Annotated in this window: 14 protein-coding genes; 4 read left to right on the plus strand and 10 right to left on the minus strand. The window is 50.1% G+C overall.

What is annotated here, in order from left to right:
• Positions 1–484 precede the first annotated feature (484 nt).
• Both HMPREF2554_RS10620 and argE read left to right on the plus strand, forming a co-directional pair.
• Entirely contained in the window at positions 485–1,009 is a 525-nt protein-coding gene (locus HMPREF2554_RS10620) for a flavin reductase family protein (protein ID WP_004005883.1), read from the plus strand.
• A 208-nt stretch (positions 1,010–1,217) separates the two neighbouring features.
• Complete coding sequence (argE, locus tag HMPREF2554_RS10625; protein WP_083297479.1) at positions 1,218–2,492, plus strand: acetylornithine deacetylase; 1,275 nt, start codon at positions 1,218–1,220, stop codon at positions 2,490–2,492.
• Between the two features lie 102 nt (positions 2,493–2,594).
• On the opposite strand, the gene HMPREF2554_RS10630 is transcribed toward argE, so the two are convergent.
• On the minus strand, positions 2,595–2,849 hold the full coding sequence (locus tag HMPREF2554_RS10630; RefSeq protein WP_172884782.1) for a hexameric tyrosine-coordinated heme protein: 255 nt from the start codon (positions 2,847–2,849) through the stop codon (positions 2,595–2,597).
• A gap of 351 nt (positions 2,850–3,200) precedes the next feature.
• Here HMPREF2554_RS10630 and HMPREF2554_RS10635 point away from each other — a divergent pair, with 351 nt between their 5' ends.
• Positions 3,201–4,169, plus strand: a complete 969-nt coding sequence (locus tag HMPREF2554_RS10635; RefSeq protein WP_070555335.1) for an MIP/aquaporin family protein — start codon at positions 3,201–3,203, stop codon at positions 4,167–4,169.
• A 155-nt stretch (positions 4,170–4,324) separates the two neighbouring features.
• On the opposite strand, the gene HMPREF2554_RS10640 is transcribed toward HMPREF2554_RS10635, so the two are convergent.
• From HMPREF2554_RS10640 to HMPREF2554_RS10660, 5 genes are all read right to left on the minus strand, one after another.
• Positions 4,325–4,948, minus strand: a complete 624-nt coding sequence (locus tag HMPREF2554_RS10640; protein ID WP_246826071.1) for a VanZ family protein — start codon at positions 4,946–4,948, stop codon at positions 4,325–4,327.
• 390 nt (positions 4,949–5,338) lie between these two features.
• On the minus strand, positions 5,339–6,109 hold the full coding sequence (locus HMPREF2554_RS10645) for an SDR family NAD(P)-dependent oxidoreductase (protein WP_041321633.1): 771 nt from the start codon (positions 6,107–6,109) through the stop codon (positions 5,339–5,341).
• Between the two features lie 143 nt (positions 6,110–6,252).
• Entirely contained in the window at positions 6,253–6,777 is a 525-nt protein-coding gene (locus tag HMPREF2554_RS10650) for a histidine phosphatase family protein (RefSeq protein WP_013398105.1), read from the minus strand.
• Between the two features lie 15 nt (positions 6,778–6,792).
• A complete protein-coding gene (locus HMPREF2554_RS10655) occupies positions 6,793–7,689 on the minus strand; it encodes an AvrD family protein (RefSeq protein WP_013398106.1) in 897 nt (298 codons plus the stop codon).
• 120 nt (positions 7,690–7,809) lie between these two features.
• A complete protein-coding gene (locus HMPREF2554_RS10660; protein ID WP_041321635.1) occupies positions 7,810–9,264 on the minus strand; it encodes an FAD-dependent monooxygenase in 1,455 nt (484 codons plus the stop codon).
• Positions 9,265–9,599: 335 nt separating this feature from the next.
• On the opposite strand from HMPREF2554_RS10660, the gene HMPREF2554_RS10665 reads away from it, so the two are divergent.
• Complete coding sequence (locus HMPREF2554_RS10665; protein WP_168160884.1) at positions 9,600–10,313, plus strand: thioesterase II family protein; 714 nt, start codon at positions 9,600–9,602, stop codon at positions 10,311–10,313.
• 20 nt (positions 10,314–10,333) lie between these two features.
• Here the strand turns inward: HMPREF2554_RS10665 and HMPREF2554_RS10670 are convergent, their stop codons facing one another.
• From HMPREF2554_RS10670 to HMPREF2554_RS10685, 4 genes are all read right to left on the minus strand, one after another.
• Positions 10,334–10,927, minus strand: coding sequence for a 4'-phosphopantetheinyl transferase family protein (locus HMPREF2554_RS10670; RefSeq protein WP_041321637.1), 594 nt, complete (start codon positions 10,925–10,927; stop codon positions 10,334–10,336).
• A 180-nt stretch (positions 10,928–11,107) separates the two neighbouring features.
• Positions 11,108–14,038, minus strand: coding sequence for a type I polyketide synthase (locus HMPREF2554_RS10675; protein ID WP_083297480.1), 2,931 nt, complete (start codon positions 14,036–14,038; stop codon positions 11,108–11,110).
• A complete protein-coding gene (locus HMPREF2554_RS10680; RefSeq protein ID WP_013398111.1) occupies positions 14,031–14,294 on the minus strand; it encodes an acyl carrier protein in 264 nt (87 codons plus the stop codon). The genes HMPREF2554_RS10675 and HMPREF2554_RS10680 overlap by 8 nt, the downstream gene beginning before the upstream one ends.
• Before the next feature lie 9 nt (positions 14,295–14,303).
• On the minus strand, positions 14,304–16,016 hold the full coding sequence (locus tag HMPREF2554_RS10685; protein WP_013398112.1) for an acyl-CoA dehydrogenase family protein: 1,713 nt from the start codon (positions 16,014–16,016) through the stop codon (positions 14,304–14,306).
• Position 16,017: the final 1 nt, after the last annotated feature.

The following is a 16,017-nucleotide window of genomic DNA, read 5'->3' on the forward strand; positions in this document are numbered from 1 at the left end:
CTTGTGCTTGTGTACGTTTTATATGTGTTGCGATGTAAACCTTTAGTTTCCATAGTAGTGGCAATACGTCTGAGTACAATTTTTCACGCCTTTTTATGCATGTCTGTGTGGCGATTCATAGGTTTCCGCGAGGTATCAGCGGTATACGATTCGCTGAGAGAGCCTTTCCGAATGTTTTGCGCGGGTTATCCCCGGAACTCGATGGTCTTTATGTGTGTCAAATACCGGAACCTGGTGCATCACAAATTCCGGGGCAGGTTTGCTTTCGGTCATGGAGCTTTCCACCCGTTGTACTGTGGACGCATTCGACACAGGAACCTGCCAAAATACCAGGTTTTATTACGTAATGTTGCTTGGTGCCCGTCATAAAAGCCCTGTCAGAGAAATATTGAGCAATAAACGTGTGCTGGCGGCGGCGGCGTTTTACTCTAAAGATAGTTTGCCCCACATTCACTGACGATGCAGCATGAGAAAGGTCTTAACTATGGCTGAGCCTCTAGAATCAGAAACATCAGAGCTTTTCAAGCAAGCATTCGGGCATCATCCTGCCGGAGTTGCCGTTATTACCGCCACCGATGATGCTGGCGAGCCCGCGGGTTTTACCGCATCCTCACTCACCTCGGTCGCCGCCGAACCCGCGATTGTAGCGTTCTCCCTCAAGGCAGACAGCGGATCTGCCGGTAAGATCGCGGCCGCTCCCTCATTCCTCATCCACATGCTTGACGCCGAGAATGTGCAGCTCGCCAAGAATTTTGCCACCCACGGCTATCCCCGTTTTGCGGATAAGTCTTCATGGGAGTTCCTCTCCAGCGGCGAGCCGCTCGTGCACGGGGTGCGGCGCGTGCTGCGTGCCACCCCGCTCAGCCGTGTAGAGGCTGGCCCCGCTCTCGTATTCACCGCCAGGGTTGAGGAGTTTATTCGTCACGATTTGGGCGGCACTCCCCTGGTTTATCATTCGCGTTCTTTCCACGCGCTCGGCAAGCATTCCAACGTAGACTACGCCATCTAGCCCGCCGCCGACCGCATCATATGGCTGCATTAAGGCTTTTGGGAGTGAATTAAAGCGCTAGAAAACCCGCTTTAATTCACTCCCAAGAGCTTTTTTACTATGCATGAAAGCCAATTCACAGGTCCATAGAGGCGGCAGACGCGCTAAGGTATTAAGAGAACGTAAGCCACATAACCCCACACAGAGCCACAGCATCGAAGGAGAATCCGTGAGCACCGAGGACCCCGCCCAGAGCGCAGCGCACGCCGGCGGTACAGCATCCGACATCCCCGTAGAGCCTCAGTCCTTGGAGTGGATGCGCCGCTTAGTTGCCATTCCCAGCATCTCGGGCACCTCAAATCTGGGCGTTATCGAGCTTATTGAGGCGGAATTCGCGCGCTACGGGTACGCTGGGCAGCGCACCTACAACGCCGATCAGACCCGCGCGAACCTGTGGGTTACCGTGCCCGCCGCTGATGGTTCAACCGAGGGCGGCATCGTGATTTCCGGTCACACCGATGTGGTTCCGGTCGAGGGGCAAACCTGGGATTCCGATCCGTTCACGCTGCGGGTTGAGGGTTCGCGCGCCTACGGGCGTGGCGTATGCGATATGAAAGGCTTCCTGGGCGTGGCACTGTGGCTTTTGCCGCAGGTCGCGCGGGCGCAGCTGAGGGTTCCGCTGCATTTCGCGTTCTCCTACGACGAGGAAATCGGGTGCGTGGGTGCCCCCACCATGCTTGAAGATGTTGTGAACCGCAATATCAGACCTCAGTTCGCGATCGTGGGTGAGCCGTCAAGTATGCGCGTGATTTCTGCGCATAAGGGGGCGCATCGTGGTTGCGTGGAGATCACCGGCACGGCGAAGCACGCATCGTTGGCGCCGCACGGCGTGAGCGCGGTCAATGCCGCTGGCGAGTTCATTACTTTCTTCTCTCGTCTTGCCGACACGTGGCAGTCTGAGGGGCCTTTTGACGATGCATTCATGGTTCCCTATGCGACCGGCGGCGTGAATTTTGTGCGCGGCGGGCTGCAATACAATATTGTGGCAGAATACGCCGAGCTTGAATATGATCTGCGCACGCTCCCCTCAATGACCACCGAGTCTGTGGTGAAGTTGATTGAGGATGAGCTTTTCGACAAGATCCTGCCGAATCTGAAGGCGCGCGCCCGGAAGGCGGAGGAGCTTTCCGGCGCACATTCGGGGGTTTTGCAGGAGCGTGTTCAGATCAAACATGAGCTTCTTGCCGCCGTGCCCGGTCTGGGAACGGCAGACGACGCCCCCATCATAGCCCTCATGAACGAGCTTTTAGGCACGAGCGAGGCCCCCGAAAAGGTCACCTACGGTACGGAGGCGGGGCAGTTCCAGCGCGCGGGTATTGAGAGCGTGGTATGCGGCCCCGGCGATATCGCCCAGGCGCACTCCCCCAATGAATGGATTGAGCTGGAACAGGTTCGCGAATGCGAGCGCTTCTTTGAGGCAATCCTGAGGTGGGCCTCGCAGTAGGAGCCTCCCCCACTTTTTTATCCGGCGAGTTATTGTGCATGCGGCGACTTAATAAGTCGCGAAATGCACAATAGCTCGCCGAATAGTTTTAAAGCCTCAGGGTTACCGCCAGTAGTTGTTGGCTGCCGCAATGGTCTGGAACTCGATGGCTACCACCTGCGCCGCAGCTGTCAGCGAGTCCGGGTCTACCGCGTATTCCGGGCGTCCCGCTTTGAGAGCATCCGGGTTAGGTTGAATCTGGTGGATGGTATGCCGCGCGATAAGCATCGCCAACTGCCGCCCTTCTTCGGGGGTTTCGGTGATGAGAGTACCGCCGGGAATGCCCTGTAGTTCTTCTGCCGGAAGTCGCTGACTCATGGTAAATACTCCAATCTGCATATACTCCTTCAACGCCACCGTAATGAACTGCCCCGGGCGCTCTCAAGCAAGTTTCCCCTGATGCTCGGGTTAAGCCACCCCTTATAGCCAGCGCCGCATCGGTACGCAAAAACCGCATCAACATCCGTGCCGCTTAAACACGCATGATTCGCCTCCAAACCCTGGACTGTCACACGTGATGTACGCCCCACTTTTCCACATAAACCCACGAATACCGCTTATGTCTTTGGGTTACTTTATCCCAAAGTATTGCTATTTCGAGCTTCATCACGTCTTATAGAAACACATATAAAACCAAATATTCCAACATAAACACAAGCGGAGGGTTCCGTGCACACCATCAGCCCCTACCTCGCCGAATTCCTAGGTACACTCATCATGTGCACTATCGGATGCGGCGCCATCGCCACCGTCGAGCTGCGACGCTCCAAAGGGCACGGCGATAACTTCTTCACTATCGCCTTCGGCTGGGGTTTTGCCGTAGCCTTCGGTGTCTACGCCTCACACCCGTATTCCGGCGGGCATCTGAACCCCGCGGTCTCGGTAGGGTTGGCGGCTTTTGGCGAATTTGATTGGGCTAAGGTCCCCGGGTATGTGATCGCCCAGCTTCTTGGAGCCATGGCAGGCGCGGGGCTGGTGTACCTGAACTACCTGCCGCATTGGAAGGCCACCGCCGATCAGAAAATTAAGCTCGGCGTATTCTCCACAGTTCCCGCTATTCACAACTATTTCACGAATGCGCTCTCTGAAATTATTGGCACGTTCATGCTCGTCTTCTCGGCGCTGTACACCGGCGTGAACTTCAAGCCCACGATTACCACCGGCGGCGTGGAACTCTCCCTGAACCTCAACGATGTGCTCAAACCCCTCGCCTTCGGCTTTATGGTGGCGGTGCTCGTGGTCGGGCTAGGCGGGCAGACCGGTTACGCCCTGAACCCTGCGCGCGATCTGGGTCCGCGCATTATGCACGCTCTGCTGCCCATTCACAATAAAGGAACCTCACGCTGGTTCTATTCGTGGGTTCCCGTCTTTGCCCCGCTTGTGGGCGGTTTTATGGGAGGAGCGTTCTTCAAACTCTATTACGAGAGTGAGTTCACAGTGTGGGTTGTCATCTCGTCGGCATGCGCCATCGCGCTTTTAGGGTTCGCGTATTGGGCAAATAGCCACCTGTACCGCGCACCCAGCGCCGAGGTTATTCCGCAGGGCGAAGACACCCAGGCGACGGCGGCGAGGGCTGCGGCGACCTACACCGCTACCGGTTCCGTCCCGATTATCGAGAAGCGAACCTATCAACAGTAGGCTTGAGCTAATTTCGGGAGCGAAAAGTTGCAGCGGGAACGTGTCCTTCTGACTCGTTACCTCGTCAGCTTCGGAACGTTATTAGGTGCCTCGCACGCTCGGAATAACGTCCCTCAGCGACTGCAACTTTTCGCTCCCAGATTCTCGATGTACCCTTACCCGATATGATCCGGCAGGTGGCGGTAGCGCATCCGACGGCGGATCCGACGCCACACGAGCACAATGAGCGCACCGATTAGGGCGCCGGCGGTGTTGTTGATAATATCGTCCACGTCGAAGGTGCGGTATGCGCAGGGCACCAGGCCCCAGTTGCCGCTCAGCTGGCTCAGTTCGATGAAGAGAGACAGTCCGAAACCCGCCAAGGCTGAGGCGCGCAGACCCCAGCGCAGGCATCCGGCGGTAAACAGCCCTATAGGAATAAACAGGCCGATGTTAAAGAAGAGTTGGGCGAATGCCCGCGAGGTTGCGCCGCCGGTTCCCGGGGTTTGCAGCATCTGGAATGCTTGGCCCCAGCTCCAGCCAGCATAGAGGCGTGGATAGTATAGCTCCGAGTGGCATTTTCCATCGCCCACACCGATGGGGGTGAGGGTCAGAACCAAAACCACCGCCAAGAACAGAGAAAATATGCCGGTGATGATATAGTGCCGGGCTGTCAGCGACGATCCCGCGCGGCGAGCGCGCGTTCTCATCAGAAGAAAACCAAGGGCAAAAAGAGCGAGGGTAGCGCAGATGATTTCAAGACTAACCGTCCCCATCTGCTCCGATAGTAGTTTCCTCATCCACATTCCTCGTCAATAATGTACAGCGTCTATAGGCAAGCCGTGAGTGGTAAAAACTCGCCTACCACCAGTGTAAAGCTATTGGGGCAACATCAAAGAACCGGAGCTTCACACGCCGCCGAATGCGCCCCTCACCTGTGCTGCACCCCACACTATTCAGTGCTCTCGTAAGCACATTAATTGTCTATCCTCTTCAAAGGTAAATCCCGTCACTCTTAGAACTGTTTAGTTCCAGAAGTAAATTAGCATCCTAATTTATAAAACCATAAACCTCTATAGTGAGTTTTATTCTAAAGTATTTTATCAACATGTATCGGGGGTACTTCACACTCGTTATGTGTGAAGTACCCCCGATACGTACAGCAGAGACGACTCTGCCCCAATTTCGCGCTAGCGACGGAAAATCCTTTCAACAGCTTCTAACATAATACGTGTGGGAATTACTCGTGTAACAACTCGTGCTACAAAAGCATTTTGTAGCCCATCCACAAAACTGGGCTTATTAGTCTTAAGGGCGCGCATCGTGTTATCAAGAACCTGTTTTGTGGATCGCAACTTGCCGACCTTACCGACGACAATACCGCCGTCAGGGCTCTCAAAAAATGAAGTATCTGTGGACCCGGGGCACACAGCAAGTACTCGGATACCATCATTTTTTGTTTCACGCCAGAGTGCCTCTGTGAAAGATAGTACAAAAGATTTCGTAGCACCATAGACTGCCATATGTGGCATAGGTTGAAAAGCAGCAGTTGAAGAAATATTGATAATAGTTCCATGGTGCCGTTCACGCATCGTCGATAGGTACCGTGCCGTGATCCCTACAACCGCTAAACAGTTCAAACGTACTTCTTTTTCCAAACGTTCAGGATCGTCATCCGCAACATCACATTGGGTACCAAATCCAGCGTTATTCACAAGTACATCAATTTCTAGGCCCGCCCTAGTAGTCTCATTCCACAAGCGTTCGGCAGCATCGAACTCAGAAAGATCAAGCGGGATGGTAGTTACCTCAATTTCGTGTTTGGTACGCATCTCATCCGCAAGAGCGTTGAGCTTATCTTTATTACGCGCCACCAGAACAAGATCATGCTTCTGAGCAGCATAACGACGAGTAAATTCCTCGCCAATACCTGAGGATGCACCAGTTATAAGAGTAGCCATAACTTTTCCCTTCCATAGTTTTTTGAACAATCTTAGACTGTACCGCATCTACAGCATGTCAGAATATAGGAATTACCTAAGAGTGAAATATACTACGACACTAGAGTTTTTTTATTTGCAGAGTTATAACCAAAGTAAACTTACTACTTCTCAAATTCATAAAATTCTGCGGTTCCTACAGACTGGTGAGACTTGTTGCTTACAGCCGCTGCTGCTTGCGTCCATGCACCATGCACCACAACAATGGAAGGTTCACCTTGCTGGTGGAGTTGTGCCAAGAAGCTCTTGGTACGAGGCATCATATCAGCGATAGATTCCCCTCCTTCCGGAGGCCGATAAGTAGCGGAAAATGGATCTACACCAGCTTGACGCACTAGATCCATGGCTTCATTTTGAGTCAAACCTTCATATTTTCCCAGGTTGCGTTCAGTAAGCCGTTCATCAACATGCACAGGAATATTAAGGATGCTCTCGATCAGTTCAGCAGTCTGCTGGGCACGAACTAACGGCGAAGTATAGATCCGTGCATATACCCCTTGCGGTATTTTTTTTGCAGACTCTATCACGGCGTCTTTCCCCTCAGAATCTAATGGAGGGTTACTTACGCCCTGCAAACGTTGCTCTCGGTTCAAATGCGTTTGGCCGTGACGGAAAAAAAGGATTTTCATGGTACTCCTTTGAGATTATTGATGCGGGAGAACATGCGCTATGGAATACTCGCAATCAACGTTGCATCCACTACCATGCCCGTTATAGATACTGAGTTTCTCCTCTTTCACAGGAAGTAACAGATGCTCGTCAGAGACCACATCCGCCTTCAAAAAAGAATCTTCCCCTAAACTTTCGCTGACCCAACCTTCATACTTACGCATCCAAAGTGTATTGCTCTTTTCTCTTGGGATTCCGTCTAACATTGCCATGAGAACCTGTCCAATCTGAGAACAAGCAATAATATTCGCAACAAGGAGTGATTCTCCTGGCAGAGAATTAATAGGTTCAGCTATTTCAACGGTGGCAGTAGCACGCCCCGCAGCTGGATCTATAACCACATCAGTAAGCCCAATCTTAGGCGTCGCTTCGGATATTATTGCCGCAGAGTTGGCGTGATTTTCACCGGCTTCAACTCGATAGTCGGCTATTGTGTACATGTTGCCAATCTGCACTCTAGCTTGGATTGCACGATCTTCGATCGCCAGCTCGCCAGAGACTGGCATATTGTTAAGATCCTCATCGGGTGCGGATCCCGCACGAACCATGACATGCGTAATGTTGATTATTTCTAGTTCAGAGCAGAAACCAGCTTGAAACGCCTCATCATAAAATTTTCTCCCAAGCTGAGCTAGCATGAGAACAGCATCAATAGTGCTCAAATGAGGTATACGTTGCTTACCCCGTCTTTCTCCCCAGGAAGTCACATAATGTACGCTTGCCTTACCAGAGATACCCCATGAGCCATCCCACCTTGGAGTAAATTGAACAGATATATCCTGCTGAGCGGTGCGATAAATCGCACCGAAAAAACGAGATGAAGATTCTCCAAGAACCTCGTCAATCGTTGCCGCCGTAGTTATATTCGTCATAACGGTATCTTTCTACTCTGGGAACCAAATCTAACTGACTGCATTTTCCAAGTAGACAGTTGAAGACAGAAAATAAATTGTGGCTTACTATGCTATAACAACGCAGATACAGCCTATTTTCTATCGCTTCCATCCCAGTTCAGTGAATGTATCAGCAGACAAATTACAAGGATCAAGACGAAGCTGGAGATGTTGATCTGGACGGACTATAAAGGCCTCACGGCCCTGCCCTATAATGCTGGTAAAACGCGGCTCTAAAGCAGTATCTGCAAGGTCAATAATCTGGAAGTAAGCGGGAGCAACTGAGCGAATGCGAGCTACTTCTTGACGCCATTGTTCAGCGGAATAAACAGCACCCGGTGTCAAAAGAACCGATGGAGCCGCAGGATCATATCCATCTCGATAACGCAAAACTGACTCGGGCAGCGGGGGAATACGAATACCATCTTCCCCATAGCAAACATCAAGCTGAGCCATCTGTCGTGGAGAGGGCATACCCATACCAGGAGCTTCCGCTTGAGCATTTTCATCGACTTGCGCTGTCTGAGCACGTGTCCAAGCAAGAACACCATCCACATGAGAGCGACGCTCTTTGTCATACTCGTCGAGGGAACTTTGATCAAGGTGTCCCAAAAGGATATGAGCTAAACGCCATCCCAAGGCGACAGCATCCTGGAACCCTGTATTCATACCCTGGCCCGATGCTGGAGTACTCAGATGTGCGGCATCACCCGCTAAGAGGACTCGTCCAGACCTATACGTAGAAGCTTGTTTCACAGATGCCTGAAATTGCGCTGCATACCGAACACGGTTAACTTGACCTGATATATTCATTTCTTCAAGCAAATCTTGTAGTGTTTCGGTCACAGAATCTACACTCTCAGGTGTAAATGCGCTAGTCGCAAACCGGAAAAGATCCGGACCAATGGGAGCTATCGCCAACCTCCCTCGCATCCCGAAATAATAGCCTGCCTCATTCGCCGGTAACCCACTCGCATAAGCGTCAACAAGAGTGAAAATAACTGGGACAACTTCACCGTTGAACGAGATATTAGACTTCTCACGAACCGTAGATGAGCTTCCGTCAGTGCCTATTACCCACGCAAATTGACGCTGATCGAGCGTACCATCTGAACGCCGAAGTGTTACCTCAACCGCATGATCTTTTTGTTCGAGATCAACAAGTTCTGTTCCTCGATCGACAAAAACACCAGACTGTCGCAGATGTTGTTCAATAGCCGTCTCCGTTACTGGTTGCGGCATAGTGAGAGCAAAAGGATACGGAGTGTCCACAAGGTCTGAGAAATTATATGATGCAATAACCTGGCCATCACGATGAAATTTACCCGCTTGCACCTGGCGTGCCTGTCTCGCCAAAATGTCAGTCAGACCAAGACGAGCAAGAAGTTCGAGAGAACGCGGCCAAATAACATTAGCTTTACTATGCCGAGTATATTTTTCTCGCCGATCAATGATCGTGGCTGTCACACCAGCTCTCGCCAGCTCGCTTGCTACCACAAGTCCTACTGGACCTGCTCCCACAATTAGTACATCAAAATTTTCTACGTCTTTCACATTGGCTCCTTTTAAGTATAGCAAGGGTCAAAATTTCATTAAAAAATTCTAGAAATTAATGAACACTCATTATTCTAGAATTTTTATTTATGTCATGTCAAGCATTTTTCAATAAAAATCAAAACCAAAAATAAGATATATATCACACTTGATTATGCGGCAAGTAACCAACACGTAGGTGCATAAACACTGCTAGTATTTTTATAGAGCTCATTTGACTCAACAAAACAGTCAAAAAAGTGAAAAATTAAATTTAACTAAACTATAAATCATAAATTAATTTGCAAGGTTGACTATCAAAGTAAATTGATGCACTAAGTATTGGGAGGGTCGCAGTGAATAACGTGAGAAGTAATCTAATTTGCTTGCACCACGCTGGCGGAAGTGGATCTACTTTTAATACATGGAAGCACATTGGGGAAATAAATGGTGTTAATGTTATAACTCCTTCAATGCCGGGAAGGGCAGAACTATACAAGGAAAAAATTATAAGATCTCCTAAAGAAGCAATTCAATGGATTTTGGAAGAAGTCTGGGGGAAAGTTAACGGAGATTTTCATCTTTTTGGCCACAGCCTTGGGGGGCAACTCGCTTTTCATGCTGTTTCCGCAGCGGTAGAATATGGCCTACCTCTCCCTACAACGGTTCACATTTCCGCTGCTCGACCGGGAATTAAGAATACTCACCGGCCAATAGATGCCCAAGCAGTTACAGATGAGGAAGCACTTCATCTCCTAAGTACTCTCGGAGGTGCTACCGAAAAACAACTTGCAAACCCCCTGTGGCTACAAAGAGCTCTCCCCTTATTGCGAGATGATCTCACGCTGAGCCGACGATTAACCGCCTGCCAGGGAAAGTATTTCCCCGGTCACTTGAACCTGTACGGTGGGACCGAGGATACCTTTGTACCTGTAGAGCTCCTTCGAGGTTGGGGTGAGATAGCAGACTCTATTCATTTAAAAACATATGATGGTGGGCATTTCTATCTGCATGAGACTCCTACAGCAGCCGAAGATATCATACGTACCATCACTCATACCAAGCCTTAAATTAGGCTTTGACAGAATACTTATCTACGCTCTGGAACAGTCCAACATAACCTATACATGTCTTGAGTTGAGTAAACTAATTCACGGATCCCAAGGCTATTGAGACAGTACTTATCGCGTATAAACTCACGAAAATCGGTGGCTAGACCCGTGCCCATGACTTTACTCATAGCTTCCTTCGCAAGCCACATATCGAGTAATTCATGACGTCGTGCCTCACCATGGAGCAATTCCACTGTCCTCTGCTCTGTCATCGAATAGCATCGCTGAACGATCCCATACCCTTCGAGATCCCGATTTTGAAGCTCTACATCAACCCCAATTGGACCTATACGACTTGCTGCCGCAACCATAAGTCCGGGGGTATGTGCAACGCTCACCCAAATATCTTTCGAGTTCAGTATCTCAGGTCGTTTATTAGGGCGAGATGGTGCAAGTTTCGCATCCTCAGCACCAATCTGGTTGAGAACTTCGTATAGAACTTGACGAGAGATAACGAATTGATGCTTGGCTTTTTCTGAGATAATCCCTAAATACCGTTCTCTATCTTCACAAAGCACACGATGTTCCACCCAGCTGGCAGGATCCTTCGCCTCATCTTCACACGCAACCACAATTTCTTCGGAAACATGCAGGATTTTCAACAGGTCTCACCACTTTCGGCAGCACACACAAGAAACCTCTTCCAGCCCTACGTTCATATCGTGTTTCGCCTTCTCAATGACCTTTTCAAGGGGTAAACCGGTTGACACGGGTATGCATTTTCCCATGCCAACCGATATTTTTCTTCCCCTCTACCTCGTCATGCTTGCTCTAAGTTCACCGTGATGTTCCCGAAGCAAATATGTAACGAGGTCTTGCGGAGTCTGTGCTTGGTCAACCAACAATCGAATATCGATCTCAATTCCAAATTCCGAATCTACCATAGACACAAGCTGAACTACCATAATAGAGTCAAAGAAAAGATCCTCAGTAAGCCGGGAAGTTAGATGCACTTTTTCCGGAGGGTGACCGCTAATTTTAGCCACATTGGTGAGTATCCACTCTTTAAGGAAAGCAGGTTCTTGGCTCAAATCATCGTCTGAGATCTCAGAAAGCATATCCGATGAGATCTCATAAGATGCTGCTATGCCCTCTTTCCCCTGCTGCTGACCAGCATACGAAGCAGTGCGCCAATAATGCTTCGAGGTGTCAAAGACGTATCCGGGAACCTCGACCGAAGTTCTCTCATCGCTCCAGCCGACTTCTCCTGTCTCAACCATGACGCGAGCCAAGACGCGGTATAAGTCATCAGCTCCCGCACTTTCCCGTCCAAGGGTAAGTACTGGAGTATCGCTCAAACGACCTGTACGGATCGAACTTGCCAAAACAGGACGGGGCGTAATTTCTACGATGAGATCCGATACTGGTGCTACCTCGGGGAGCTTATAGAACTGTACCGGTTCACGCAGATGACATATCCAGTAGGCAGCATCAAGACGGTCGTCAGCATCAAGAAAGCGTCCAAGACGAGACGAATAGAAAGGAACCTTGGGCGTTACCGCATCAAATTCTAAATCATCAATAGATTCCGCAAAATCTTGAAGAACGGGATCAACGTGCGAGGAGTGAAAAGCGCGCGTGCTATCAAGCTCAACGCTATGAATACCCGCTTCTTTCAGCCGTGCGGACAGCGCACGTAAAGATTCCCTCGGGCCCGAAAGAACACAGCGATCTTTACGATTACGAACAGCTAATTCAACATCTGGGAACTCCATCAGGTATTCTGAAGGATCACCCATAGCAACAGCGAGCATACCGCCATGTGAACTCATAGCGGCACATGCCTCTCCTCGTGCACGTACTAGGGATCCTGCAGTTTTGAGGTCCATGACCCCTGCGATAACTGCAGCTGAAATTTCGCCAAGACTATGTCCCGCAACCCAGGTAGGTTGGTGTCCCATATCTTTTAAAGCAAAGGACATCGCAAGCTCATGGGCAACAACCGCCGCTTGGGCATATAGAGGCTCATGAGTCCACGCATCGTCGTTTCCTTGCATAAGGTCTCGAAGACCCGGCAAGATATGACCACATATTTCGTCAAGACGAGCTGCGTAGGTAGGTGATGTCTCAGCAAGATGCTTTGTCATACCTGCGTACTCTGTTCCCTGCCCGGCGAAAACCCATCCAGATCTAAACTGCCCACGGTCCATTCTCTTCGAGGACCAGGCCACGGCTGGCGAGGTTTCCCCCTGTGCCACATTCGATAGCGCATCAATAAGTGAGGACCGTTCTTCTGCAACCACCGAAACTCGGTGAGCTCCCATCGACTGGGTGCGCCGTAATGATGCACAAACATCACGTATTGATGATGACGTTTCTTGAAGATAGTCAGTGATATGTGCTGCATTCCGGCGTAACGATTCATCATCCGGAGCACCGAGCAGGATGACAAGTGGTTCGTTTGTCTCATCATGATGCGGAGGCTTTGGCGCTGCCTCAAGAACCACATGTGCGTTAGCACCTCCCAGCCCAAAGCTACTTACACCAATACGCGGCTGTTGGTCTGTAAGAGGGGTAGGTTCTTTAAGAAGTTGGATCTGCTTATCGTGTAAGCGCAGTGCAGGATTTTCTTTCGTAGCATGGCGGCTAGGTGGCAGAATATTTTTTTCAAGACTCAGAACCGCCTTAGCAACTCCTGCAAGTCCTGCTGCGCCTTCAACATGCCCAATATTCCCCTTGACAGAACCAATATATAAGGGAGTATCGCGTTTGCCGGAAAATACATCTCCTAGAGCATTCGCTTCGATCATGTCGCCAAGAATTGTACCTGTTCCATGACATTCCACCGCAGAAATTGATTTCGCAGAAATTCCACCATCTTCAAGGGCTCGAGTTATTACCTGAGATTGAGCTTGACGGTTAGGAGATGTTAGACCATTACTGCGCCCATCATGGTCTACTGCACTACCTCGGATGATAGCGCGCATACGAGGTAATGCCTTTTTGCTACCATCGACCGGACACGGACGTAAATACGCAGCGACTACTGCCTCACCACGCACAATGCCGTTTGCTTCGCGGCTAAAGGGTTTACATTCACCATCAGCAGCCCCAATCCCTGCAATAGCGTAGAATCTGTGCATCGCCGGAGTCATAATAACGTTTACACCCACAACGATGGCTTCGTCACAGTCTCCTGCTTGAATCGCGCGGCGAGCACTGTGCAGCGCAAGCAGAGATGACGAACATGCAGAATCTACAGCCATACTAGGGCCAGTCACCCCAAGTACATAGGAAATTCGGTTGGCAATCATGCAGTATCCGTTGCCAGTACCAAGTTGGGGGGTCATACTACTAGGATCTGTAAGGGTAATCTGTCCCCACTCATTACCCATGACTCCTACGTAAACTCCAACCCTGCGACCAGCGAGAGTGTGTGGGTCTACCCCCGCATCCTCTACAGCTCTCCACGCTACCTCTAGCGAGATTCTCTGCTGAGGATCCATGGCTTCTGCCTCAGCAGGGCTGATTCCAAAGAAACTTGCATCGAAACAACTTGGATCTTTCATCAGTCCTGCTCTGTCTCGTGGAGTTTCAGAATCGATAGGTTCCCATCGCTGATCATCAACAGCTCGTATTGCAGAAGATCCGCCGAGAAGGCTCTGCCACAGCTCATCTAGAGAATCCGCACCAGGAAATCGTCCATCAAGGCCGGCTATTGCGATATCAACCGTTTTAGTCATGGTTTAACCTCTGAACTAGTTCTTCTGCGAGTGCTTCAATGGTTGGATGATCCCATGCGATAGTTGGATCTACCTCAAGTTGGAACGAATCCTCAATCTCACCGCAGAGGGCAAGTGCGTACACTGAATCGAGTCCTAGCTCAGCCAGAGGGCGAGTGGTGGAAATGTCCTCTTTCGGCCTATTACCATATGTGGCAACACGGTCGATAAGCCAAATTTCCACATCTTTTTGGGTGTACTGTGTCGAGTTTGTCATGATAGCTCCTTATGTGAGAGTAGTGTGTTCTTGCGGGAAAATGGGTTCGTTGCTCAACCGCATTGAGCGATGCTGTTCGAAATTCTTGATGAGGCGTTCGACAGCCGACTCCCGTATAGCTGCTGGGGGTTCTGGGGCACCAAGTCCAAGACGGTATGCGAGGCGTCTAATGCATAGTTCGAACCATACGAGGGATGCTGGCTCCTCGCGTGCTTCTGAGGTAGCCCACTGGCCGATGACAGCGCCTGTTGCCATGAGTAGGGTGGCTTCTCGCGCCATCTCGAATATGTCATTATTTGCTGTGACACTGAACGAGGTCAATGGTTGTTCTGTAATCTCACTACGCAGCTCGTTCCAGCGTTTCTCAAGAGAGGTGAGAACTTCTGCACAGTCGGGAGTTACACGAGCGATAGTTTCCTTAGTTGCTGAGTCAGATAACCAGGGTGTAAGGGGATCAGGTCCCCCCAGGCTGAGGCGCAACGTTTTGAAGTCAAGATCTCCACAGGCATTATCGTCAAAGAGGTCTCGATTCGTATCTGGAATTTTCCCTCGTGCCCAGCGTGGCAGTGCACCCAAAACAGCAAGAATGCATGATGTACCGCCTGCGTGTCCTATAGGAAGGACTCTCAGGTCCCGCACGAATTTCTCAATGATTCCATAGGGGGAGACTCGTCCGTAAAAGGTTGATCCGAAAAGTACAGACAAGGCAGAGAGCCCATCCTCTAAAACATCCGGAACTAATGCCTTGCATGCGGCAGACAAAAGACCGGATGCATTAGGGTCAACGTGCAGGGATCGCACAGCGGCATTTGCGAAAATATCTGCAATAACTAAATCTGCAAATGCAGATGCTATGAGGTCACGTGCATGTGGGAGGTCAAGGACTCGACCACCGTAGAGTTTACGATCGGAAGCATACTCAACCGCAAAGTATAAGGAGGCATCAAGTGTTCCCACAGCAAAAGCAGGTAAAACAGCGCGCGTCACCTGAAACGCTCGTAATGCGGTTTCAACAGCTTCACCACGGCGACCAATAATCGCTTCTTCTTTGACGTTCATGCCGTCTAAATGGATACCATTCAAAAGTACTGTTCGCATGCCTGAAGTAGTATACCGATTTTGGAAGGTACCATTCTTATCTAGGTCATGCCGCTCTGTGAGAACGAGGGTATGAGAGCGAGCTCCGTCCAATTCGCTTGAGCGTGCCATAAATAGCACCTGCTCTGCACGCTCAATATTGTTAATAACTTCCTTACTGCCAACTAGCTGACTACCTACGTTATCACTAGTTTCAAGCCTAAATTCGTTATGTAAAAAGTCATTACCATGTGCAAGCTCATGGAATCCAATAGCAATCCGTCCCTTATTAAGAAGGGTTTTTGCAACCTTAGCTTTTTGCTCTGGAGAACCAGCAGTCCACACATTTACACCTGACATAAGGGATGTGAGGCCAAAGCTGAGGGCCAGGCTAGGGTCGCGACGGAACACAGGCATAAGCCGCTCAACTAACTCTCGGGTTGATCCCCAGCGTCCACCAAGAGAACGGGGCACAAACTCATCGTTTGCTCCCCAACTCATCAGTATCTCTTCTCCTTCTGGGTTGGGGTGCCCAGCGTTATCAAAGTTTAGAACGGTTTCATAGGAGAATGTTCCAGGTTGAGTAGGATTTCCTAGCACATGTTCCAAATTAAGAAGTCTGTTATCTGTAGATCGTGATGTCATG

Origin of the sequence: Rothia sp. HMSC071F11 (assembly GCF_001809115.1) — a bacterium.
GTDB lineage: Bacteria > Actinomycetota > Actinomycetes > Actinomycetales > Micrococcaceae > Rothia > Rothia dentocariosa.

Coding starts and splice junctions, on each gene's coding strand:
- HMPREF2554_RS10680 (WP_013398111.1), bottom strand. CDS start 14,294: ATGACAAACTCGACACAGTACACCCAAAAAGATGTGGAAATTTGGCTT.
- HMPREF2554_RS10630 (WP_172884782.1), bottom strand. CDS start 2,849: ATGAGTCAGCGACTTCCGGCAGAAGAACTACAGGGCATTCCCGGCGGT.
- HMPREF2554_RS10655 (WP_013398106.1), bottom strand. CDS start 7,689: ATGACGAATATAACTACGGCGGCAACGATTGACGAGGTTCTTGGAGAA.
- HMPREF2554_RS10685 (WP_013398112.1), bottom strand. CDS start 16,016: ATGACATCACGATCTACAGATAACAGACTTCTTAATTTGGAACATGTG.
- HMPREF2554_RS10645 (WP_041321633.1), bottom strand. CDS start 6,109: ATGGCTACTCTTATAACTGGTGCATCCTCAGGTATTGGCGAGGAATTT.
- HMPREF2554_RS10640 (WP_246826071.1), bottom strand. CDS start 4,948: ATGAGGAAACTACTATCGGAGCAGATGGGGACGGTTAGTCTTGAAATC.
- HMPREF2554_RS10620 (WP_004005883.1), top strand. CDS start 485: ATGGCTGAGCCTCTAGAATCAGAAACATCAGAGCTTTTCAAGCAAGCA.
- HMPREF2554_RS10650 (WP_013398105.1), bottom strand. CDS start 6,777: ATGAAAATCCTTTTTTTCCGTCACGGCCAAACGCATTTGAACCGAGAG.
- HMPREF2554_RS10675 (WP_083297480.1), bottom strand. CDS start 14,038: ATGACTAAAACGGTTGATATCGCAATAGCCGGCCTTGATGGACGATTT.